At 65.2% G+C, this 22,725-nt stretch carries 15 protein-coding genes; 8 read left to right on the plus strand and 7 right to left on the minus strand.

The annotated features are described in order from the left end of the window. The first annotated feature begins 103 nt into the window (after positions 1–103). Genes ETQ85_RS12105 through ETQ85_RS12125 form a run of 5 tightly spaced genes read left to right on the plus strand, consistent with a single transcriptional unit; the run spans position 104 to position 5,012 of the window. Positions 104–1,066, plus strand: coding sequence for a glycosyltransferase family 2 protein (locus ETQ85_RS12105; RefSeq protein ID WP_148579324.1), 963 nt, complete (start codon positions 104–106; stop codon positions 1,064–1,066). Beyond that, complete coding sequence (locus tag ETQ85_RS12110; protein ID WP_148579325.1) at positions 1,050–1,856, plus strand: GNAT family N-acetyltransferase; 807 nt, start codon at positions 1,050–1,052, stop codon at positions 1,854–1,856. The genes ETQ85_RS12105 and ETQ85_RS12110 overlap by 17 nt, the downstream gene beginning before the upstream one ends. Continuing rightward, positions 1,853–2,272 carry a GtrA family protein gene (locus tag ETQ85_RS12115; RefSeq protein ID WP_148579326.1) on the plus strand — a complete coding sequence of 140 codons (420 nt, stop codon included), beginning with the start codon at positions 1,853–1,855 and terminating at the stop codon, positions 2,270–2,272. Before ETQ85_RS12110 ends, ETQ85_RS12115 begins: the two co-directional genes overlap by 4 nt. Beyond that, on the plus strand, positions 2,269–3,393 hold the full coding sequence (gene rffA, locus ETQ85_RS12120) for a dTDP-4-amino-4,6-dideoxygalactose transaminase (RefSeq protein WP_148579327.1): 1,125 nt from the start codon (positions 2,269–2,271) through the stop codon (positions 3,391–3,393). The genes ETQ85_RS12115 and rffA overlap by 4 nt, the downstream gene beginning before the upstream one ends. An 11-nt stretch (positions 3,394–3,404) precedes the next feature. Further along, positions 3,405–5,012 carry an ArnT family glycosyltransferase gene (locus ETQ85_RS12125; protein WP_148579328.1) on the plus strand — a complete coding sequence of 536 codons (1,608 nt, stop codon included), beginning with the start codon at positions 3,405–3,407 and terminating at the stop codon, positions 5,010–5,012. A gap of 23 nt (positions 5,013–5,035) precedes the next feature. Here the strand turns inward: ETQ85_RS12125 and pepN are convergent, their stop codons facing one another. Beyond that, positions 5,036–7,726: an aminopeptidase N gene (gene pepN / locus ETQ85_RS12130; RefSeq protein ID WP_148579329.1), complete on the minus strand. Its 2,691-nt coding sequence runs from the start codon at positions 7,724–7,726 to the stop codon at positions 5,036–5,038. 138 nt (positions 7,727–7,864) lie between these two features. Between pepN and mnmC the strand changes: the two genes are divergently transcribed. Next, positions 7,865–9,781 carry a bifunctional tRNA (5-methylaminomethyl-2-thiouridine)(34)-methyltransferase MnmC2/FAD-dependent 5-carboxymethylaminomethyl-2-thiouridine(34) oxidoreductase MnmC1 gene (gene mnmC, locus ETQ85_RS12135; RefSeq protein ID WP_148579330.1) on the plus strand — a complete coding sequence of 639 codons (1,917 nt, stop codon included), beginning with the start codon at positions 7,865–7,867 and terminating at the stop codon, positions 9,779–9,781. 86 nt (positions 9,782–9,867) lie between these two features. Then, entirely contained in the window at positions 9,868–10,593 is a 726-nt protein-coding gene (locus tag ETQ85_RS12140) for an outer membrane lipoprotein (protein ID WP_187394686.1), read from the plus strand. A gap of 83 nt (positions 10,594–10,676) precedes the next feature. Here ETQ85_RS12140 and gltX read toward each other — a convergent pair whose 3' ends face one another. The 3 genes from gltX to ETQ85_RS12155 all read right to left on the minus strand — a co-directional run bounded on the left by gltX (position 10,677) and on the right by ETQ85_RS12155 (position 14,211). Next, entirely contained in the window at positions 10,677–12,074 is a 1,398-nt protein-coding gene (gene gltX, locus ETQ85_RS12145; protein WP_148579332.1) for a glutamate--tRNA ligase, read from the minus strand. 108 nt (positions 12,075–12,182) lie between these two features. Next, complete coding sequence (locus ETQ85_RS12150) at positions 12,183–12,521, minus strand: P-II family nitrogen regulator (protein WP_148579333.1); 339 nt, start codon at positions 12,519–12,521, stop codon at positions 12,183–12,185. 70 nt (positions 12,522–12,591) lie between these two features. After that, complete coding sequence (locus ETQ85_RS12155) at positions 12,592–14,211, minus strand: NAD+ synthase (protein ID WP_148579334.1); 1,620 nt, start codon at positions 14,209–14,211, stop codon at positions 12,592–12,594. A gap of 102 nt (positions 14,212–14,313) precedes the next feature. On the opposite strand from ETQ85_RS12155, the gene ETQ85_RS12160 reads away from it, so the two are divergent. Beyond that, positions 14,314–15,438 carry a GNAT family N-acetyltransferase gene (locus ETQ85_RS12160; protein WP_148579335.1) on the plus strand — a complete coding sequence of 375 codons (1,125 nt, stop codon included), beginning with the start codon at positions 14,314–14,316 and terminating at the stop codon, positions 15,436–15,438. Here ETQ85_RS12160 and ETQ85_RS12165 read toward each other — a convergent pair. The 3 genes from ETQ85_RS12165 to ETQ85_RS12175 form a co-directional block, all read right to left on the minus strand. Further along, positions 15,435–16,661: an MFS transporter gene (locus tag ETQ85_RS12165; protein WP_148579336.1), complete on the minus strand. Its 1,227-nt coding sequence runs from the start codon at positions 16,659–16,661 to the stop codon at positions 15,435–15,437. The two genes, ETQ85_RS12160 and ETQ85_RS12165, sit on opposite strands and share 4 nt — an antisense overlap. 68 nt (positions 16,662–16,729) lie before the next feature. After that, positions 16,730–21,403 (minus strand): PAS domain-containing hybrid sensor histidine kinase/response regulator, encoded by a 4,674-nt coding sequence (locus tag ETQ85_RS12170; protein WP_148579337.1) that lies wholly within the window; start codon positions 21,401–21,403, stop codon positions 16,730–16,732. After that, a complete protein-coding gene (locus tag ETQ85_RS12175) occupies positions 21,400–22,536 on the minus strand; it encodes an HD-GYP domain-containing protein (protein ID WP_246128751.1) in 1,137 nt (378 codons plus the stop codon). Before ETQ85_RS12175 ends, ETQ85_RS12170 begins: the two co-directional genes overlap by 4 nt. Between the last annotated feature and the right edge of the window lie 189 nt (positions 22,537–22,725).

Below are 22,725 nucleotides of genomic sequence, written 5' to 3' on the forward strand. Positions count from 1 at the left end.
CCAGCGGGCCATGCCAGATGGAAATCACCCCGAAAAATGCCGTGCGTCGAGTGCGCCGCCGGGGCCGCTTGTCGACCAGCTTGAGTTTCTGTGAGGTTTCGTAGTGACCGTTCGCCTATCCGTCGTTATCCCCTGCTATCGCTCCGAAGGTGCACTGCCAGAACTGCACCGCCGGCTGACCGCAGCCCTTGAGAGCGTCGAACCCGACTTCGAGATCATCTTTGTGGAGGACTGCGGCGGGGACAACACCTGGGGCATCATTCAGGATCTGGCCCGCAAGGATGCCCGTGTCCGCGGGATGAAGCTGGCGCGCAACTATGGCCAGCACAACGCGCTGCTGTGCGGCATCCGCGCCGCACGCGGCGAGCTGATCGTCACCATCGACGACGACCTGCAGAACCCGCCCGAAGAAATCCACAAGCTGCTGTCGAAACTGGCCGAAGGCTATGACGTTGTCTATGGCTCGCCGGAGAACGAAACCCACGGTTTTTTCCGTAACCAGGCCTCCCGGATCACCAAAATTGCGTTGCAAGGCACCATGGGCGTCGAGTCGGCGAGCAAGGTCAGCGCCTTCCGTGCCTTCCGCACCCGGCTGCGCGAAGCCTTCGAGGCCTACCGCAGCCCGTCGGTCAATATCGACGTTCTGCTCACCTGGGGCACGACGAGTTTTTCGTCGGTGAATGTACGTCAGGACGATCGCACCATCGGCGACTCCGGCTACAGCCTGAAAAAGCTCATCAATCATGCAATCAACATGATGACCGGTTTCTCGGTGCTGCCTCTCCAGATCGCCAGCCTGCTCGGCATCGCCTTCGGCACCCTCGGCCTGCTGGTCCTGTTCTACGTCATCGGCCGCTACCTGATCGAAGGCAGCTCGGTGCCCGGCTTTCCGTTCCTGGCCTCGCTGATCGCCATCTTCTCGGGTGTGCAGCTCTTTGCACTGGGGGTTTTCGGCGAGTACCTGGCACGCATGCACTTCCGTTCGATGGAGCGGCCGCCCTACGCCCTTCTCCACGAAACCATGATCATCGACACCCCGGCCAAAAACCATGTCCTGCAACACTGAAAGCCTCAGCCAGGCAACGCCGACGAGCGGCGTCATCGACACCCCGGCGCTGCGCCTGGCGTGGTCTGAAGCGCCCTGGGACACGGTGATCTTCGGCTACCCCGTGCTGCAGATCACCGACATCCAGGTCCACAGCCCCGCTGCAGCCAAAGACATCGCTCAATTCGTGCACGCCCGGGACGCCGTCGGCAGCCGGCTGGTCAGTTGCCGCCTGCCCCATGAGCGCCTCCGCGAGTCGATGTTGCTGGAGGAAATCGGCTTTCGCTTCATCGAGATGCTTTATCAGCCGGAGTTCGACAATCTGCAATCGCACAGCGTCGACCACGGCCACGGCCTCAGCGTTACCCGCGCCACGGCGGCCGACCTGCCGGAAGTCCTCGAAGCAGCCGGATCGGCCTTCGGCAACGAGCGTTTCCACATCGACCCGCGCCTGCCCTCCCCGCTCGGCGACCTGCGCTACCAGAACTGGGTGCGCAGCAGCCTCGACCATGCCAGCCAGCGCCTGCATGTGCTGCGGGACGGTCCCCTGCTGGTGGCCTTCTTCGTGACGGAACAGCTCGCCGACGGAACCTGCTACTGGCATCTCAACGCCGTCGCCCCCGGGGCACAGGGCCAGGGCTACGGCTGGCGCGCCTGGCAGGCCATGCTCGCCCAGGCCCACCTGGAGGGCGCCGAGCGCGTGCGCACGGCCATCGTGGCCCGCAATCATCGGGTGCTCAACCTGTACGCACGCCTCGGCTTCCGCTTTCCGGCGCCGCTGATGACCTTTCACTGGGTACATCCGGAGTGAGCCGGCAACACGCGCTGGGCCAGTTTCTGCGCTATGCGGCGGTTGGCCTGGCCTCGAATGCCGTTCTTTACGCCGCCTACCTGGCCATGACCTCCGCCGGCATGGAAGCCAAGCTGACAATGAGCCTGCTGTATGCGCTCGGCGTGACGCAGACCTTCTTCTTCAACAAGAACTGGTCGTTCCGCCACGGCGGCACCCACGGCCCGGCCTTCGTACGCTACTGCATCAGCTACGGCCTGGGCTACGTGGTCAACCTGACGGCGCTCTTCGTGCTGGTCGACCACCTCGGCTACCCGCACCAGATCGTGCAGGGCGTCATGGTCCTGTCGATCGCCGTCATGCTTTTTCTGCTCCAGAAATTCTGGGTTTTTCGTCTGAATACAACTTTGCCTGTGGCAAACGGACCGAGCACATGAACATTCCCTTCAACAAGCCCTACATGACGGGCAAGGAACTCTGGAACATTGCCCAGGCGCATGCCAACGGCCACCTGGCCGGCGACGGTGAATTCACCAAGCGCTGCTCGCGCTGGCTGGAAGCCCGCACCGGCGCCAACAAGGCCCTGCTGACCCACTCGTGCACGGCGGCCCTCGAAATGGCCGCGCTGCTGGCCGACATCCAGCCGGGCGACGAAGTCATCATGCCCTCGTACACCTTCGTGTCGACGGCCAACGCCTTCGTGCTGCGGGGTGCGGTACCCGTCTTCGTGGACATCCGCCCCGACACCCTGAACATCGACGAAACCCTGATCGAAACCGCCATCACCGAGCGCACCAAGGCCATCGTGCCGGTGCATTACGCCGGTGTCGGCTGCGAGATGGACACGATCATGGCGATTGCCAACAAACACGGCTTGCTGGTGATCGAGGACGCCGCCCAGGCCGTCATGGCCAACTACAAGGGCCGTCCTCTCGGCTCCATCGGCCAGATGGGCGCCCTGTCCTTCCATGAGACGAAGAACATCATCTCCGGCGAAGGCGGTGCGCTGCTGGTCAATTCGCCGCATTACGCCGAACGTGCCGAAGTCATCCGCGAAAAAGGCACCAACCGCTCCCAGTTCTTCCGGGGCCAGGTCGACAAATACACCTGGGTCGATATCGGTTCGTCCTACCTGCCCGGTGAAATCATCGCGGCCTTCCTGGCCGCGCAGATGGAAGAAGCCGACAGCATCACACGCCAGCGCCTGGCCGTCTGGAACACCTATCACCAGTGGCTGGCCGAAGCCGAAAAGGCCGGCAAGCTGCGCCGTCCCGTGGTGCCGGCCCACTGCGCCCACAACGCGCACATGTATTACATCCTGCTGCCCGATCTCGAACATCGCACGGTCTTCATCGACAAGCTGCGCAAGGCCGGCATCAACACCGTGTTCCACTATATTCCGCTGCACAGCGCGCCCGCCGGGCAACGCAACGGGCGCACCCACGGCGAACTGCGTGTCACCAACGAAATGTCGGAACGTCTCGTCCGCCTGCCCCTGTGGGTCGGCCTGGAAGAGCAGCAGGCCGAAGTGATCCAGCACGTCATGGCGGCCCTGTGAGCCGGGGAGCCATGAAACCCGCGGCAGCCCTGGCGGCCAGCAATCCCGCCCTGTGGCTGGGCCTGCTGGTCATCGTCGTGCTCGGCCTGGTCATGCGGACCACCTTCTACACGGGCTTCTACGGCTCGGACGAGGTCACGTATGTGGACGCCGCCGCCAAGGTGCTCCGGGGGGACTGGACGCCCTCCGGCTACATCGGTGCCATACGTTACGGCCACCAGTTGCCGATGGCCGGGTTCATGGCTCTTTTCGGGCAAAACGAAATCGCGGCCAACCTGTGGCCGCTGCTGTGCTCCCTCGGCGAGATCGCCCTGGTGGTGCTCGTCGGCAATCAACTGATCGGCTTTCGGGCCGCCCTACTCGGCGGACTGGTGCTGGCCGTATTGCCACTGCACGTTCATTACGCCGGTCGCATCATGGCCGACGCGCCGCTGGCCTTCTTCATGACCGCCAGCTTCCTGCTGTTCTGGCTCGGCCAGCAAAAGGACAAGGCCTTCCTGTTCCTGCTGGCCGGACTGGCCGCGGGCTACGTCTTCTGGGTCAAGGAAGTCACCGTCATCTACCTGGCGCTGTTTCTCACTTTTCCGCTGTTTTTCCGCTGCTGGAACTGGAAATGGATGTGGATGCTGGCGGGCTTCGTCGTGGTGCTGGGCGCCAACTTCGCCATCTTCTGGAGCACCGCGGGCGATCCGCTCTATGTGCTGAAGATCGCCGCCCGCGCGGCCTCCGACTACGCCAGCGGCAGCGCCCGCTTCGCCAACGCGGCGGCCATGGCCACCAGCCCGTTCTACTATTTCGAATACCTCTTTCCCAAGGCCTATCACTCCTGGCTGCTGGGCTACCTGGCACTGGCCGGACTGTACCTGCTGCTGCGCGGGAGTCCGGTGCGGAACACTCTGCCCGGGCGCGCCTTCGTCGTATGGTGGGGGCTCGGGCTGCTGCTGTTCTTCTCCCTGCTGCCGGTGTCGCTCAATCCGCTCAAGCTGCTCAGCAAGCAGGTCAATTACCTGCTGATGTTCACCGCGCCCCTGGCCCTGCTGGCCGGTTACTTCCTGGCCAGTCTGCGGGGCCGCACGCTGGCCATCGCGGTGGCACTGGTAATTATTCCAGGCATCTTCCTGTCAGCCCTTGAAAAGAACGTGATTACCGTTTTCACCGCCAACAGCAAGGCCGCAGTGCAACTGGCCCAGCAACATCCTGAAGCCCGGGTTTACGGGCCGGCGGGCGCCGAACGTGCCGCGCTGTTTTACGCGTTGGTGAGTCCGGCAGCCGCCGGACGCATCGAGCCGGTCGCGACGCTCCTCGCGCAAGCCGGGCAAAGCACCCACAAAGGTGTCACCTACGCGATCCTCGACACACAAACGGCCACCTGGGCGGGTGACCGTCTGAAAACCAAGGCCGATGTGCCCAAGTGCTGGATCCTCGACAAGCCGCTCGAACCTGTGCTTGAAACCAGCCTGGCGGGCGTATTCCACCTGATCGGCACGACCTCGGCCCGGCTTCTGCCCGGGTCGATCAACGATAAAGTCGCCGGCAAGCTCCGCGAGCTGACGACGCCCGATCCGGCTTACGTTTACAAGGTGCCAGCGCTGCAACCCGGGCAGACCTGCGAAGGCTGAACCCGGGTGCCGCGTGGCCTCTTTCAGGCCAGCGCCTTGCCGACGATCTCCGCCACGTCGGGCGACAAGCCTTCCTCGGCCGACACCCTCTCGAACGCAGCACGAATCCCGGCCTGGATGGCCGGCGTAAACTTGCGCCAGCCTTCCAGCGAGCGGGCCATGCGTGAGGCGACCTGCGGGTTGGTCTTGTTGAGGGCAATCACCTGTTCGGCCCAGAAGGCATACCCCGCGCCGTCCGGTCGGTGAAACTCGGCGGCGTTGGCGCGGAAGTAGCCTCCCAGCAGCGCATACACCTTGTTCGGGTTGGACAGGCTGAAGGCCGGGTTGTCCATCAGCGCCCGCACCTGATCCAGCGTCGCCGGAGCAGCGTCGGACCAACGCCAGGCGCCCGCCTGCAGCTGGAACCACTTGTCGAGCACCAGTGCGTCGTCCTTGTAGCGCTCATGGAAAGCCGCCAGCGCGTCGAAACGCTGAGGCGCATCGCTCTGCACCAGCGCGGCCAGGGCGCCGTAGCGCTCGGTCATGTCGGTAGCGTGCTCAAACTGCTTGAGCGCCAGATCGATGGCCGTCGGGCCGCCCCAGGCGCTCAGGTAACGCAGGCACAGACCGCGCAGCGCCCGCTTGCCGGCGTCGGCCGGGTGATAGCGGTACTCACCCTCCACCTCCAGATCGAGATAGCGACTCAGGAAGTCGGCCTGCATGGCGTGGCCGATTTCGCGCATCAGGTGGATCAGCGCGGCCCGCAGCGGCGCCGGGTCGGCCGGCTGCATGCGTTCGAGCAGATAGGTTTCGGACGGTAGCGCCAGGGTTTCGGCGAGGAAGGCCGGGTCGAGGGTTTCATTGACGAGCAGCGCCCGGAAGGCCAGCCCGAAAGCCTGCGGCACTTCCATCGGCTTGCCGGCGGCGTGGGCAGCGGCCAGACCGAGAACAACCCGCTCCATGTAGCGCTGGGAGGCATCCCAACGATTGAAGGGATCACTGTCGTGGGCCATGCGGAAGGCCAGGCGGGCATCGTCCTCGACGATGTCGAGGATCACCGGCGCGGAGAAACCGCGCAGCACCGAGGGCACCGGCTCGGCATCGATGCCGGTGAAGCGCCAGGTCTGGCTCTCGCTGCGCAACTGGAGCACGCGGGTGGTGTTGCCGTCGCGGACTTCACCTTCCAGCTGGAGCGGCAAGTCGGCGCCGTCCGGGCCGATCAGGCCGATGGCCACCGGAATGTGCAGCGGCAGCTTGTCGGCCTGGCCGGCTGTGGGTGCGGTGTGCTGGGTGAGGGTCAGGGCGTAAGTACGGCTGGCCGCGTCGTACACGCCTTCGGCCTTCAGGTGCGGCGTGCCGGCCTGGCTGTACCAGCGCATGAACAGATCGAGATCGGCCCCGTTGGCCTCGGCCATGCAGCCGACGAAATCGTCGCAGGTTACGGCCTGGCCGTCGTGATACGAGAAATACAAGTCCATGCCGTTGCGGAAACCCTCCCGCCCCAGCAGGGTGTGGATCATGCGAATGACTTCGGCGCCCTTCTGGTACACCGTGGCGGTGTAGAAGTTGTTGATCTCCTGGTAGGCGTCCGGGCGGATCGGATGGGCCATGGGGCCGGCATCTTCGGGGAACTGACCGCTGCGCAGGCCACGCACGTTGGCGATGCGGGTAACGGCACGGGCCGACTCGGCAGCGGCGGGGGAATCGGAAGCCCGCGCCATCATGTCGGCGGTGAACTGCTGGTCGCGGAAGACGGTCAGGCCTTCCTTGAGGGTCAGCTGGAACCAGTCGCGGCAGGTCACGCGGTTGCCGGTCCAGTTGTGGAAGTATTCGTGGGCAACCACGCTTTCGACGTTTTCAAAATCCAGGTCGGTGCCGGTGTCCGGGTTGGCCAGCACGTACTTGGTGTTGAAAATGTTGAGGCCCTTGTTCTCCATCGCGCCCATGTTGAAGTCCGACACGGCGACAATCATGAAACGGTCGAGGTCCAGCTCCAGGCCAAACACGTCCTCGTCCCAGCGCAGGGAGTGCACCAGCGAATCCATGGCGTGGGCAGTACGGTCGAGGTCGCGCTCTTCCACCCACACCTGCAGCAGCACTTCGCGGCCCGACATGGTGTCGACCTTGCGCTCCAGCGCCTTCAGGTCAGCCGCCACCAGCGCAAAGAGGTAGGACGGCTTGAGGAACGGATCCTCCCAGCGGGCAAAGTGCCGGCCATTGGGCAGTGCGCCGGTTTCCAGCAGGTTGCCGTTGGAGAGCAGCACCGGACAGGTGGCGGCATCCGCCTCCAGGCGCACGGTGTAGCGGGCCATCACGTCGGGACGGTCGGGGAAGTAGGTGATGCTGCGGAAACCCTCGGCCTCGCACTGGGTAAAATAGCCGCCGCGCGACTGGTACAAGCCGGAGAGCGTCAGGTTGGCCGACGGATTGATGCGGGTGACAACTTCGACGAGCACCTCGTCGGCGTCCACATCGATCTCCAGGCCGGAGCCGGTCTCACGCACCTGGCCCGCCGTCGGGGCGGCACCGTCGAGGGTTACGGAGACGAGCACCAGTCCCTCGCCGAACAGCACGATCGGCCCGGCCGCGGCGTCCGGATTGCGCACACAGCGCATGCGGTTGGTGACCAGGGTGGCCTGCGGGTCGAGGATAAAGTCGAGGTCGACGGTTTCGACGCCAAAGGCCAAGGGTTGGTAGGCATCGCGGCGGATGAGGGGACCTTGTTCGGTGCGCATGAGTGTCTACTGGCGGTCAATGAGCGAGGCAGCAATTCTACCTCGCCACTCCCAACCGGCGTGGCCCGGCAAGCAAAGGCCAGGCACATGACGAATCCCGCAGTATCCTTGGGCAAAATTCATCCAGCGTCCGCATCCATGTCGACCCAGATCATCCCCACGCAGTTTTCCCGCACCGACGAAGGCATCCCCTACTCCACGCTCTTCGACGACGTTTATCACACTGCCGACGGCGGCCTTGGCCAGTCGCGGCACGTCTTTCTGGCCGGCAACGGGCTGCCGCTGCGCTGGCAGGGGAAGGCGCGCTTCACCATTCTCGAAACCGGCTTTGGCCTCGGCCTGAACTTTCTCACCACCTGGGCGGCGTGGCAGGACGATCCGTCCCGCTGCGCCCATCTGCACTTCATCTCCGTCGAAAAGCACCCCTTCCACACCGAAGACCTGGCTCAACTCCACGCCAGCTGGCCCGAACTCGCCTCGCAGGCCGAAGCGTTGCGCCGTCACTGGCCCGCCCTGACCGCGGGCATCCACCGCATTCATCTCGACGGCGGCCGCGTCACCCTGACCCTGATCTTCGGCGACGCCCTCGATGCTCTTCCGCAACTCGACGCCCGCGTTAACGCCTTCTACCTGGACGGCTTTGCGCCGGCCTGCAACCCGGAACTCTGGTCGGCCACCCTTTTCGCCCAGCTCGCCCGCCTGGTCGCTCCCGGCGCCAGCATCGCAACCTGGTCGGCCAACGGTGATGTACGACGCGGGCTCCAGGCCGCCGGCTTTGTCGCAGAACGCTGTCCCGGCTTCGGGGGCAAACGGGAAATGCTGGCCGGCCGCTTCCGCGGCACCGTACCTCCTTCCCCCGCGGAAACCGGCCGTTCCGCCCTTGTCATCGGCGCCGGCGTCGCCGGCACCTCGGTGGCCGAGCGCCTGGCCGCCCGGGGCTGGCAAGTCACCGTGATCGACGCAGCGCCCGGCCCCGGCCATGGCGCGTCCGGCAACAAGGCTGGCGTGTTCCGGCCGCTGCCGAGTCTCGACGACAACCGCCTAGCACGCATCACCCGGGCCGGCTTCCTGTACGGCCTGCATCACATGGAAAACCTCTCTGCCGCCGGTCATCCGGTGCGCTGGGGGCAGTGCGGCGTATTGCATCTGGCCCGTGACACCAAGCAGGAGGGCAAGATGCACGCAGTAGTCGACGCCCATCAAGCGCCTGCCGACTACCTGCGCTTCGTCGATGCCGGCGAAGCCGCACAGATCGTCGGCTGGCCGGTAGCCCTGGGCGGCTGGTGGTTCCCGGATGGCGGCTGGATAAAGCCGCCAAGCCTGTGCGCAGCGAACCTGGCAGCGGGTGGCGAGCGGATCACAACGCGCTTCGGCCAGACGCTCGATCACCTCGAACGGATTGGCGAAGAATGGATCGCCTTCGCTCCGTCCGGCACCGAAATCGCCCGTGCCCCGGTCGTCGTCCTGGCCAACGGCGTTGGCATCCGCGCTGTTTCCCAGGCCGCGCCGCTGCCCGTGCGATCCGCCCGCGGTCAGGTCTCTCACCTCCCCGCCAGCGTCGGCAGCGCACCCAGGGTGGTGGTGTGCCGACTCGGCTACGTGAGTCCGGAAGTCGACGGTGTGCGCTGCGCCGGCGCCACCTTCCTGGCCGACGACGACGGCACCGAGCTGCGCGAGGACGAGCACCGGGAAAATCTCACCAAACTCGATTTCATCCTTCCTGGCTACGCAGCACCTTACGATCCGGCGCAACTTGACGGCCGCGTCGGCTTCCGCCCCGCCTCGCCAGACCGCCTGCCGATGGTCGGCGCCATACCCGCCGTATCCATCGCCGAAAAAACCACGCCACTGGCCGACATTCCCCGCCAGCCGGGCCTGTATGCCGCCTCGGGCTTTGGTGCCCGCGGCCTGGTGTGGGCCAGCCTGATGGGCGAACTGCTGGCCAGCCAGATCCATGGCGATCCGTTGCCGCTGGAACGGGAACTGGTCGACGCCATGGACCCGGCCCGTTACCTGCTCAAGCCACCCCGGCCGAGCGCCGGCAACGAGGAGTGAAGCCAACGACTTTGTAAATGAGCTTTGCAGGGGTCTTCCCAAAGCCGTGCCGGGCGTTAAGCTCCTTGTCCATCAAGGAGAAAAACATGAGCGATACCCCCGCACGTCAAACCCTGCATCCCATGTTGTGGGTCGCCGCCGCGTCGGTCACCGCATTGAGTCTGGTCGGCATCGCCAAATTCACCGGCCTGCTGCCGGGCGCCAGTACGGTGCCACCGGCAGCGCCGGAAGCCGTAGTCTCGGCACCGGCCGGCACACCCGCCCCGACAACCGTCACACCACCACCCGCCAAGCTTGCAGCAGCCGAACCGGAAGTGCCGACCAAGGCCGAAACCGCCACGGCCAGCGTGCCACACAAGGAGGTCATCAAGCCGGCGCCCGCCAAGGCGCACAACAAGCCCCAACCCGCCAGGGAACCCGCGGCGCCAAGCGGCACTGGCGTTTACCCGCCCCCCAACACACCCGCCCCCCCGTCGGTATGCCGCGACTGCGGCGTGATCGAAAGCGTCGAAGCCATCCAGCAGAAGGGTGAAGGCTCCGGGATCGGTGCCGTCGGCGGCGCCATCCTCGGCGGTGTGCTCGGCCACCAGGTGGGTGAAGGTTCCGGCAAGCAAATAGCCCGCATCGGCGGCGCCGTGCTTGGCGGTTTTGCCGGCAACGAGGCCGAACGTCGCGTCCGCACGGTAAGCCACTATCAGGTCACGGTGCGCATGGAAGACGGCACCCGCCGGGTCATCACCGAACAGAACGCTCCGGTGTGGCACTCGGGCGATCCGGTACGCGTACGCAGTGGCGAGATCGTCGCTCGTTAAGCGCAACGCAATTCGGGGGGCACAAGGCCCAGACGACAAAAAGGCGACCCTCGGGTCGCCTTTTTGATTGCCGCAAAAATCCCTTATAACACGCGATCCAGGCGGGTCAGGACGAGATCGCGGCCCATGATCTCCAGCACCGCATCGATAGCCGGCGTTTGCGGCTGGCCCAGCAGCGCCACGCGCAGCGGAATCGCCACCTGGGGCATCTTCATGCCGTGGGCAGTGCAGGTTTCCTTGATCGTCGCGCTCAGTGTCGCCTTGTCCCACGCCACATCGGCCAGCTTGCCGCGCAAGGTTGTCAGCGCGGTGCGGGCGACCTCGGTGAGGTGCTGGGCGAGCACCTCCGGCGCCGGGTGCAGGTCGATGTAGAAGGGCTCGACGGCATCGGCCAGTTCGTTGAGGGTGGACACGCGGTCCTTGTAGAGGCCGATCAGCGCCTCCAGCGCTGGGCCAGCTTCCGGATCCACTTCACGGCGGGCCAGGCGACGCGACACATCGGCAGCCAGCCGGGCGTTGTCGGTCTGCTTGATGTAGTGGGCGTTCAGCCACTTCAGCTTGTCGGTATTGAACTGAGCGGCCGACGGGGTGATGTGGTCGAGGTCGAACCATTCCACCAGTTGCTCGCGGGTGAAGATCTCGTTGTCACCGTGGCTCCAGCCCAGACGCGCCAGATAGTTGATGACCGCTTCCGGCAGGTAGCCGTCGTCGTCGTACTGGGTCACGCTCACCGCACCGTGGCGCTTGGAGAGCTTCTGACCGTCGTCGCCGAGGATCATCGACAGGTGGGCGTATTGCGGCACCTCGCCGCCCAGCGCCTTGAGGATGTTGATCTGGCGCGGCGTGTTGTTGACGTGGTCATCGCCACGAATGACCTGGGTGATGCCCATGTCCAGATCATCCACCACCACGCAGAAATTGTAGGTCGGCGTGCCGTCCGGGCGGGCGATGATCAGGTCGTCCATCTCGGCATTGGCGATCTCGATGCGCCCCTTGACCAGGTCGTCCCAAGCCACGACGCCGTCCACCGGATTGCGAAAACGGATCACCGGCTGCACGCCCGCCGGTACTTCCGGCAGCACCTTGCCGGCTTCGGGGCGCCAGCGGCCGTCGTAGCGGGGCTTCTCGCCGCGGGCACGCTGGGCTTCACGCAGAGCCTCGAGCTCTTCCGGCGGCATGTAGCACGGGTAGGCGGTGCCGGCGGCCAGCATTTCCTGGATCACCACCTTGTAACGATCCATGCGCTGCATCTGGTAGAACGGACCTTCGTCCCAGCTCAGGTCGAGCCAGTTCATGCCGTCCATGATGGCCTGCACGGCTTCCGGCGTGGAGCGGGCCACATCGGTGTCCTCGATGCGCAAGATAAACTGGCCACCGTGACGACGGGCGTAGGCCCACGAGAACAACGCCGTGCGCGCGCCCCCGATATGCAGGTAGCCGGTGGGGCTGGGGGCGAAACGGGTGCGGACGGTAGAGGCCATGGCGGGAATCCGGAAAAGCGTAAAAGCCGGCATTTTACGCAAAGCGGCGCCCATCAAACAAAAAGCCCGGAAAACCGGGCTTTTTGACCTACGCAAAACGAAGACGAATCAGATCGCCGATTCGTTGGTCTCGCCGGTGCGGATGCGGACGACCTGCTCGACGGGCATGACGAAGATCTTGCCGTCGCCAATCTTGCCGGTACGGGCCGACTTGATGATGGCTTCCACGGCCTGCTCGACCACGTCGGTGGCCACCACCACCTCGATCTTGATCTTGGGCAGGAAGTCGACGACGTATTCGGCGCCACGGTAGAGTTCGGTGTGGCCCTTCTGCCGGCCAAAACCCTTCACTTCGGTGACGGTCAGTCCGGTGACGCCCACTTCGGACAAGGCTTCACGGACTTCGTCCAGCTTGAAGGGCTTGATCACGGCTTCGATTTTCTTCATCTGCGGTCTCCTTGGAACGATCCGGCATTCTAGCCGGAATAGTCGGCCCGACGTTTGCCGGGCCTGTCAGTCATGCATCCCGGTAACGGGAGGTGATCGGGTAACGCCAGTCCTTGCCGAAGCCGCGCTGGGTAACGCGGATGCCGACAGGCGACTGGCGGCGCTTGTACTCGTTGCGCCGCAGCATGGCCACGGTGCGGTACACCTCGGTTTCCGGGTAGCCCCGGGCGACGATCTCGCGAGGCGACAGGTCTTCTTCCATGTAGGCGGCGATGATCGCATCGAGCACCTCGTAGGCCGGCAACGAATCCTGGTCGCACTGGTCGGGCTTCAGTTCGGCCGACGGCGGGCGGGTCAGGATGTTGTCCGGAATCACCGCCCCGCCGGGCTGCGCATTGCGCCACGCGCACAGACGATAGACGAAGGTCTTGTAGATGTCCTTGATCACCGCAAAGCCGCCGGCCATGTCGCCATACAGCGTGGCGTAACCGGTGGCCATCTCGCTCTTGTTGCCGGTGGTCAGCACGATGGCGCCGGTCTTGTTGGAGAGGGCCATCAGCAGCATGCCGCGGATGCGCGACTGGAGGTTCTCTTCGGTCGTGTCCTCGGCCAGACCGGCAAACTGCGGCGCCAGCATGGCCGCAAAGGTGTTCATGGCCGGCGCGATGGCGATTTCGTCGTAGCGCACACCAATACGCCGGACCATCTCGCGCGAGTCGTCGAGGCTCATCTGCGCCGTGTAGGGTGACGGCATCATCACCGCGCGCACCCTGTCGGCGCCCAGCGCATCAACCGCGATCGCCAGCGTCAGGGCCGAATCGACACCACCGGACAAGCCGATGAGCGCACCCGGAAAACCGTTCTTGCCCAGATAGTCGCGCACCCCGAGGACCAGCGCGTCATACACGTCGGCCTCCACCGGCCGCACCGGCAAAATGGCCCGATCCTGCCAAGCGCCATCGACAAAGTGCAGCGTGCTGACTTCCTCGGCAAACACCGGCCCCTGCCAGGCCAGCGTACCGTCCTGGTCGAGGGCGAAGGAGCCGCCGTCAAAAACCAGCTCGTCCTGCCCACCCACCAGGTTGCAGTAGGCCACCGGCAGCCCGGTGTCGGCAATGCGCTCGCGCAGCACTTCGTAGCGCAGGCGCTGCTTGTCCATGTGGAAGGGCGAGGCGTTGAGCACCAGCAGCAGCTCGGCACCGGCATTTCGGGCCACCTCGGCGGCACCCGGCTCCCACACGTCGGCGCAGATATTCACACCGATCTTCACGCCCTTCAGCTCGAACACGCAGGCTTCGGTGCCGGGCTCGAAGTAGCGCTCCTCGTCGAAGACCTCGTAGTTGGGCAAGCGATGCTTGAAGTAATTGGCGACGACACGCCCGTCCTGAATCACCGCGGCAGCGTTGTAGCGACTGCCGCCCTGCGCCGACGGATAGCCGACCAGCACGGTGATGCCTTCCACCTGGGCGGCCAGACTGGCCAGCTCGATGGCACAGGCATCGAGAAAGGCCGGACGCAGCAGCAAGTCTTCGGGCGGATAGCCGCACAGGGCCAGCTCGGGAGTGAGCACCACGTCGGCGCCCGCGGCCTTGGCCCGGGCTACCGCATCCAGGATCCGGCGTGCATTGCCGGAGAGGTCGCCCACGACACAATTGAGCTGGGCGACAGCGACGGTAAGAGGGGTTTTCATGGGGCGACACTATACCGTGAAGCTGCCGGAAGCCGCGCAACCGGCGGTGATCCGGCCCACGCTTGTGTCAGTATCGGGCTTGCGCCCCCAGCCTCCATCGCCATGCCAAGCTTCCGACTCCACCCGGCGATTGCCGAAATCCCTGCCGACCAGTGGGATGCCCTCACCAACGGCCAGCCCACCCTCGCCCACGCCTTCCTCGCCACCCTCGAGGAATCGGGCTGCGTCGCGACAGCTACCGGCTGGGCACCCCGCCACGCGGCCCTGTGGGACGGCAACACGCTGCTGGCCGCCATGCCGCTGTACCTGAAGAGCCACTCCTACGGCGAGTACGTCTTCGACTGGGCCTGGGCCGATGCCTACCAGCGCCACGGGCTCAACTACTACCCCAAGTGGCTGGCCGCCGTGCCCTTCACGCCGGTACCCGGCCCGCGCCTGCTCGGGCGGGACGCAAGCAGCCGGCGCGTGCTGATCAAGCACGTGCTGGACGAAGTGGGCCAATCCGGCGCCTCGTCGCTGCACATCCTGTTCCCCACCGATGAAGAAGCCGGCTGGCTGCAGGACGCCGGGCTGGAAGTCCGTCATGGCGTGCAGTTCCACTGGCACAACGCCGGCTACCGGGATTTTGACGATTTCCTTTCCCGCCTCGCCCAGCCCAAGCGCAAGAAAATTCGCCAGGAGCGGCGCAAGGTGCTGGACGCCGGAGTGAGCTTCCGCATCCTGCGCGGCGCGGAAATCGGTGAGGTGGAATGGACCTTCTTCCACGCCTGCTACAGCCGCACCTACGCCGAGCACCGCTCGACGCCCTATCTGTCGCGGGAGTTCTTCGTGGAGTACGGCCACCGGGCCGGGAATGCCACGGTGCTGATGATCGCCGAACGGGCTGGCACACCGGTGGCGGCGAGCTTCTTTCTGCGCGACGCCGATGCACTGTACGGGCGCTACTGGGGCGCCGCCGACTTCATCCCGTGCCTGCATTTCGAGGCCTGCTACTACCAGGCCATCGATTACGCCATCCGCGAAGGCCTGAGCCGCTTCGAAGGCGGCGCCCAGGGGGAACACAAGCTGTCCCGCGGGCTGGAGCCGGTACGCACCTGTTCCGCCCACTGGATCGCCGATCCGCGCTTCCGCGACGCGGTAGCCCGCTTCCTGGCCCAGGAGCGCGGCGGCGTGGAAGCCTACCTGGATGAGTTATCGGAGAGGCTGCCCTTCCGGACTGGCGACTAGATCGCCGCCACCCGCCGCGGCGACTCCTCGCGAATCGGCAGATTCACCAGCGCCGCCAGGCTCGCCAGCACGATGTCGGCGTACCACATCCAGTCGTAGTTACCGAAGTTCACCAGCGCCAGACCACCCAGCCAGGCACCGAAGAAGCCACCGATCTGGTGCGACAGCAGCGTCAGACCAAACAGCGTCGCCAGATAGCGCAGGCCGAACAGCTTGCCGACCAACCCGGCCGTCGGCGGCACCGTGGCCAGCCAGGTCAGCCCCAGGCCGATGGAGAAGGCATAGAAGGTCCATTCCGTCTTCGGTGCCACCAGGTAAATGCCCACCAGCACAGCCCGGGATCCGTACATGAGCGCCAGGATCCACTTCATCCGGTAATGCTGCCCCAGCGCTCCGGCGCCCAGACTGCCGACAATGTTGGCCAGCCCGATCAGCGCCAGCGACACCGCCGACACATTGGCCGGCAGGCCGCACAGATCTACCGCCCCCGGCAAATGGGTAACCAGGAAAGCGATGTGAAAGCCACAGGTGAAGAAGCCCGCGTGCAGGCACCAGTAACTGCGGTCCTTCAGGGCCACCTTGAGCTGCTGCTTGAGACCCAGGTCGGCCCCCGCGGCGGAAACCGGATGCTCGACCTTCTTGCGCAGCGGCCACGACAGGGGAATGGTCGCCAGGGTGATCGCCGCTAGGCTGAACAGGGCCGTCATCCAGCCGAAGCCGGCGATCAGAAACTGGGACAGGGGCGCGAACAGGAATTGCCCGAAGGAGCCGCCGGCATTGATGAAGCCGGACGCAAAGGCGCGCTTCTGTGGCGGCAGGCGCTGGGCCATGGCGCCGATCAGGATCGAGAAACTACCCGCCCCGGCTCCGCCAGCCACCAGCACGCCAAGGCACATGGTAAGGCCGAACTCGGTGCTCACGAAGGGCGTCAGCACCAGCCCCAGCACCAGCATGGCGGCACCGGTGAACAGCGAGCCGCCCGGGCCGTAGCGATCCGCCACCGCACCGAAGATCGGCTGCGAGGCACCCCACATGAACTGCCCGATGGCCAGCGCAAAGCTGATGCTGGCAATGCCGAGCCCGGTGGACGTGTTGATCGGCGAGATGTACAGCCCGAGGGACTGGCGCACCCCCATGGTGATCATCAGGATCGCCGAGGCGATCAGCACCATCGGCCAGTAGGAAGCCGGTGGCGGCGAGTGGAGCGGGGAGGCTTGGCTCATGATGCGTCAGCACGAATGCAGGCGTTGTCTGGCCGGCCAGCATCGCCCGAAATCCCCGCCCGGGTCAATCAGGATTTACGTGCACGTAAAGTAGTGAGGGCAGCAGGGAAATCGTAGGCCGCCAGTTCCCGTTCAAAACGCGGCCAGTCGGCACCGAGCGCAAGCTTCACCAGATCGCCCAGTTCGCGTACCACCCGCGTCGCCGCCACGTTGTCTTCGGCGAGGAGCGCGTCCAGGCGGGCCAGGGCCTCCATCACCTCTGCCGTTTGCGGCCCGACCTCAGCCGCTGCGTATCCCCCGACAGCTTTCTCCTCGACATGCGGCAAAGCCAGAATGGCCGTCACGGTGGCGCTCTGGGCCTCGTCCATACGGTCGATCAGCGCCTCGATGCTGGCGCGCTCCTGTTCGTCGCGAATGGCAACTTCCAGTTCAGCCGCCAACGCCTGCACCCCCGGCACACCGATCATGCCGGCCACGCCTTTCAGCGAATGGGCCAGCCGCCGGGCTTCCGCCATGTTGCCTGCCCGCAGTTCGGTGCGCACATGGTCGGCATCCCTGCCATGGCCGTCTGCATATTTGCGCAGCAGGCGCAGGTAATTGGGAATGCGCCCGCGCAGGTTTTTCAGCCCGTAGGCCACATCCAGCCCGGGCACCTGCTCAAGGCGGGCACGCATGTCCGGTGCCGGTGTCGCAGCACCGGCACCGCCCTGCACGCCGGGACGCGGCAGCCATTGCAGAAGCTTGGCATAGAGCATGGGCGGATCGACGGGCTTGGGCAGATGATCGTTCATGCCGGCGTCGAGACAGCGTTGCCGGTCTTCACCGAAGGCATTGGCGGTCATGGCGACAATCGGCACCTGGCTCCCCAGCTTGCGGATCGCCAGCGTGGCCTCCACGCCATCCATCACCGGCATCTGCATGTCCATCAGGATCAGCGCGTAGGCGCCAGCCCGCAACTTGTCGACAGCCATCGCCCCGTTGTCGGCCAGGTCCACCTGCAAACCCACGTTTTCCAGCAGGGACATGGCTACTTCCTGGTTGATCCGGCTGTCTTCAACCAGGAGCACCCGGGCCCCGCGGTAATGGCGGGCCAGCGTGGCTTCGTCCGGCTGCTCGCCGGCGGCGCCGGACACATCCCTGACTCCCCGCGCAAGACCGGCCTGGATCACGTCGTGCAGGCTAGACATCGTCACCGGCTTGGCCAGCACAGCCACCGCCCCCAGCCGCATGGCAGCCTCCCGCTGGGCCGGATCGTCGCCCAGGGTCAACAAAATGCAGCGCGGAGGACTGTCCAGGTTCAAGTCCGCCAAATGATGAGCCGTCTGGAAACCGTCCATATCGGGCATTTGCCCGTCAAGGAGCGCCACTTCAAAGGCATCGCCATCCCGCTCTGCCGCCGCCAGCACGGCCAGCGCCGCCTGACCCGACTCGCAGGTGACGACCCGCGCACCCAGTGCCGTCAACATCGCGGCCAGGGCATCGCGGGACTCGCGCAGATCGTCCACCACCAGCACGCGGATCGACAGCATCCGCGTTGCGGCCGACACGGCCCGATCGCTCTTGCCGAGCCGGGCAGTAAGCCAGAAGTTGCTGCCGTGCCCCGGTTCGCTTTCGACACCGGCCTGACCGCCCATCAGACGGGCCAGATGGCCGGTAATCGCCAGGCCCAGGCCGGTGCCGCCAAAGCGCCGGGTGGTCGAACCGTCAGCCTGCTCGAAAGGCTTGAAAAGTCGCCCCATCACGTCAGGCTCGATGCCGATGCCGCTATCGCTGACATCGAAACGGATCTGCACGGACTCGGCACTTTCGTCATCAGAACGAGCCCGCAGCAAAATCACGCCGGCATCGGTGAACTTCACCGCATTGCCCAGATAATTGACCAGCATCTGGCCGAGGCGTGTCGGATCGCCGCGCAGCAGGGTCGGCACCCCGCCCATGTCCACCACCAGCTCCAGTCCCTTCTGATGCGCCCGATCGGCCACCAGTGCGCAAGCCTTGCGCACCACGTCCTCGAGGTTGAACTCGGCTTCGTCGAGACTCAGCTTGCCGGCTTCAATTTTTGAAATATCGAGGATGTCGTTGATGATCGACAGCAGGTGATCCGCCGCGTCGCCCACCTTCTGCAGGCGCATCTGGGCCTCGGCGCCCTCCACACTGCGTCGCAACAGGTGGGTCAGACCGATGATGGCGTTCATCGGCGTGCGGATTTCATGACTCATGTTGGCCAGGAAGGCACTCTTGGCCCGGTTGGCCGCGTCGGAGGCCTCCCGCGCCGCCTCCAGCTCCGCAGAGCGCTGGGACAGGATCAGATTGGTCTCTTCGAGCTGGCGGGTGCGCTCGGCCACCAGTTGCTCCAGGTGATCCCGGTGACTGGCCAGTTCTTCCTCCACCTGCTTGCGCCCGGTGATGTCCTCCTGAACGCTCAGATAGTGGGAGATGTGCCCGTCAGGCTGGACGATCGGCAAGACCCGCGCAAACTCGACCCGGAGCGTCCCGTCCCGACGCCGGTTGATGAACTCTCCCTCCCACGACTGACCTGCGCCCAGAGCCACCCACAGGGCCCGGTAGGTTTCAGGCGGCGTTTCGCCCGACTTGAGGAAGCCGGCCCGCTGCCCGATCACCTCGCCAAGCGCATAACCGGCGCCATCCAGGAAGGCACGATTGACGTATTCGATGCGCCCCTTCAGGTTGGTGATGATCACGCTCGCCGGACTCTGCTCAACGGCCAGCGACAGCTTGAGCAGTTCTTCCGCGGCATGCCGCCTGTCGCTCGTATCCCGCCAGATCCCGGCCAGATAACTGCGTCCGCGAATGTCCAGGGAACGATAGCTCAACTCCACATCCAGCACGCTGCCGTCGGCCCGCCGATGGCGGCTGTCGAAGGTAACCGCCTCGCGGCTGACCCTTATATCGTTGACCTGACGGACGATCTCCTCAGGGCTGACGTCGGCCTGGATGTCCTGCAAACTCAGGCCGGCAAAGGTTTCGCGGGAATATCCCAGCCCGCGGCAGGCCGCATCGTTGAACTCGACGAAACGCAGGGTTTGCGTGTCGAGCAGCACAATGCCATCCACCGCCTGGTTAACGATGGCGCTGAAAATTTCCTCGCGTTCGCGCAGGGCCTCTTCATCACGACGCAACTCGGTGATGTCCCGGGAAATGCCGAACACGCCGATCACCGCACCACCCGCCTCCTGCAGAGGCCCGCGGGTGGTCAGCAAGGTACGCACCCCCTCCACCGTGGTCACGGACTCGACGCAGGTACTCACCTTGCCGGAGGCCATCACCTCCCGCTCGACGCTGCGCAGCGTGGCCACCTCATCGGCGGGGAACAGCACGGAATCGTCCTGATCCAGCACCTGTTCCTCGTATTTACCGGTGATACGGACAGCCGCCCGGTTGAAGAAAAGGTAATGCCCCTGCACATCCTTCGCGAAAATCGCGTCGGTCGAGCCATCGGCAATCGCATCGAGGAGCTGAAGCGCCCGCAACTGCTTGCCCTGGGCTTCTTCACGCAAGCGGGTCCGCTGCAATTCGTGCCGCTGCACAAGCAGCACCGCGGCCCCGCCCGTGGAAAACAGGGCAAAGCCCACCGCCAGAGCAATCCACAAGACCTGCCGGCGCGCGCCCTCGTACATTTCGTCGGCATCAACCTTGGCGACCAGCGTCCAGTCGGTTCCCGGCACACCACGACCCACACCGACCACCGGCATCCCACGGTAATCCTGCGCCTCGAATGCCACCCCACGGCGCTCCGGATGTTCAGTGACAATCACCGCCAGCGCATCGCTCCGACTGAGCGGAATGCGCACAGTCATCGACGGCCCCGCCAGGTGACGCAAGGGCGTGATGAGCAGCAGATCGTTTCCGTTGCGCTGGAACAACAAGGTCTCGGCAGTCCGGCTGGGGCCCGGCCAGCCCTGCAGATAAGCGAAGAGAAAGCGGGCCGGGTCCACCTGCAGGACGATCGTCAGCGGCGTACCACCTGCCACGGTTTTCAGCGGCGCGACAAAATCCAGGTGCACCGGAACATCCGACTGCCCCTCCTCCCGATAGAAGTTGGTATCCGCCTCGCCCCCCTCACGGAGGACCCGCCGGACCGTGTCGCGTAAAACCGGTGCCGGAATGAAATCGCCCCCCGAGGACAGAACCACGTCGCCACGACCGTTGAGGACAGCCACCCGCGCATAGCCATAGGCACTGCGCAGGGCCTCGAGGCGCTCCAGCATGCTCGCCCGCAGGGCCGGATCCTTCTGTCGGAGCCACTGTTCATACACCGCTCCGAATCCCGTATCGCCGGCGATGGCGCGCACATCGGCGCGACGCTCCTCCAGCCACATCGACACCTGCCCCACCTTCAGGTCGGCCACTGCCTCCAGACGACGGGATTCCTGGACCTCCCGGTCCCGCAGGGTCAGCACGGCGCTCCCGTAGCCGACCGCGACGAGTGCCAGGGCAAACAGGGAAAAAGGCAACAGACGCGATCCGACACCCTCCCGGCGCAACTGGGACAGGATCGACAGCGGTGGCCCCTCGTCTGCCGTTTTTTTCGCAAAACGATGCAGCACACCCCACAACAGCAAGGAGGTGACCGCCACGAAAAACCAGCCCTTGAGAGTACTGGCGGTCACGAGGAGCTCCGGGTCAGACCACAACAGACTCACCAGCCGGTCGGAAAACAGGATCCATGCCGACCCGAATGCCGCATACAGAAAAACCATGCGGGCGATACGCCGGTTCATGAGGCCGCCGCCTCTGCCGCTTCGTCCCCGTAACGGCTGGCGATATCGGCGAACTGCGGCAAATCTGCAAGAAATGCATCCACCACGTCCGGATCGAAGTGTGTTCCCCGCCCGGCGCAGATCATCTCCCGGGCGCCGTCCAGAGACACCGGATCCTTGTAAACACGGCGGGAGATCAGTGCATCGAAAACATCGGCGAGGGCCATCAAACGGGCTGCAATGGGGATTGCTTCGCCCGCCAGCCGGTCCGGGTAACCACTGCCGTCCCAGCGTTCGTGGTGGTGCCGGGCGATTTCCTTGGCGATGGCCAAAAACGGTACCGGCCGCTCGGCATCCTCTTCGGCGTGCTCGATGGCCTCGGCACCCAGCCGGGCGTGGGTCTGCATGATCGTCCACTCTTCCGGCGTGAGCTTGCCCGGCTTGAGCAGGATGTAATCGGGAATGCCCACCTTGCCGATATCGTGGAGCGGCGCCGACTTGACGATCAGATCGATGGTGTGAGGCGTCAGCGTGGCAGCATGACGCGGGTCGAGGGCCAGGCGCCGGGCCAGCACATTCATGTAGGCCTGGGTGCGGCGCAGGTGATTGCCGGTTTCCGGGTCGCGGATTTCTGCCAGTCGGGCCAGGGCCCGGATGCTCACTTCCTGGATGAGCAGGTTCTCGCCCATCCGGCGCGCGATTTCCGCTTCGAGAAAAGTATTCTGGTCGCGCAGGCCGTCGCGCGCCTTTTTCAGCTCCAGCTGGGTATGCACCCGCGCCAGCACGATAGTCGGACGCAGGGGCTTGCTGATGTAATCGACGGCCCCCAGCTCCAACCCCTTTTCCTCCTCGCGCACCCCGTCGAGGGCCGTCACGAAGATCACCGGAATGTCGCGGGTTCGCGGATCGGCCCGCAGGGCTTCGAAAACGGCATAGCCGTCCATCCCGGGCATCATCACATCCAGCAGGATCAGGTCCGGCATCGGGCTGGAGCAGGCCACCTGCAGGGCTCGCATGCCGCTCTGCGCACCGCGCACCCGGTAGAGGGGCTGCAGCAGTTCGCCGAGCACCTCAAGGTTTTCCGGGACGTCATCAACGATCAGGATCGTGGACCGGGTGTTGCCAGGGTCAGGGGCAAGGGTATCGGTGATCACGTGAAACGCGCCAAATAGATGAATTGGAGGGCCCCAAAAGGCCCGAACCACACGCGGTCTCAAATCCCGGTGCGTTGTATTCTGCTTATCGACTTCCGGCGCGGCTTCTTTAGCCAGACCCGCGCACCACCGTGACATGTCTGACGGCTCCGTCCCGGGGCACGCAGGCGCACGCTAAACTGCAGGCCT

It is taken from the genome of Zoogloea oleivorans (assembly GCF_008107625.1).
Classification (GTDB): Bacteria; Pseudomonadota; Gammaproteobacteria; order Burkholderiales; family Rhodocyclaceae; genus Zoogloea; species Zoogloea oleivorans.

Coding starts and splice junctions, on each gene's coding strand:
- ETQ85_RS12110 (WP_148579325.1), top strand. CDS start 1,050: ATGTCCTGCAACACTGAAAGCCTCAGCCAGGCAACGCCGACGAGCGGC.
- rffA (WP_148579327.1), top strand. CDS start 2,269: ATGAACATTCCCTTCAACAAGCCCTACATGACGGGCAAGGAACTCTGG.
- ETQ85_RS12125 (WP_148579328.1), top strand. CDS start 3,405: ATGAAACCCGCGGCAGCCCTGGCGGCCAGCAATCCCGCCCTGTGGCTG.
- pepN (WP_148579329.1), bottom strand. CDS start 7,726: ATGCGCACCGAACAAGGTCCCCTCATCCGCCGCGATGCCTACCAACCC.
- mnmC (WP_148579330.1), top strand. CDS start 7,865: ATGTCGACCCAGATCATCCCCACGCAGTTTTCCCGCACCGACGAAGGC.
- ETQ85_RS12140 (WP_187394686.1), top strand. CDS start 9,868: ATGAGCGATACCCCCGCACGTCAAACCCTGCATCCCATGTTGTGGGTC.
- gltX (WP_148579332.1), bottom strand. CDS start 12,074: ATGGCCTCTACCGTCCGCACCCGTTTCGCCCCCAGCCCCACCGGCTAC.
- ETQ85_RS12150 (WP_148579333.1), bottom strand. CDS start 12,521: ATGAAGAAAATCGAAGCCGTGATCAAGCCCTTCAAGCTGGACGAAGTC.
- ETQ85_RS12155 (WP_148579334.1), bottom strand. CDS start 14,211: ATGAAAACCCCTCTTACCGTCGCTGTCGCCCAGCTCAATTGTGTCGTG.
- ETQ85_RS12160 (WP_148579335.1), top strand. CDS start 14,314: ATGCCAAGCTTCCGACTCCACCCGGCGATTGCCGAAATCCCTGCCGAC.
- ETQ85_RS12165 (WP_148579336.1), bottom strand. CDS start 16,661: ATGAGCCAAGCCTCCCCGCTCCACTCGCCGCCACCGGCTTCCTACTGG.
- ETQ85_RS12170 (WP_148579337.1), bottom strand. CDS start 21,403: ATGAACCGGCGTATCGCCCGCATGGTTTTTCTGTATGCGGCATTCGGG.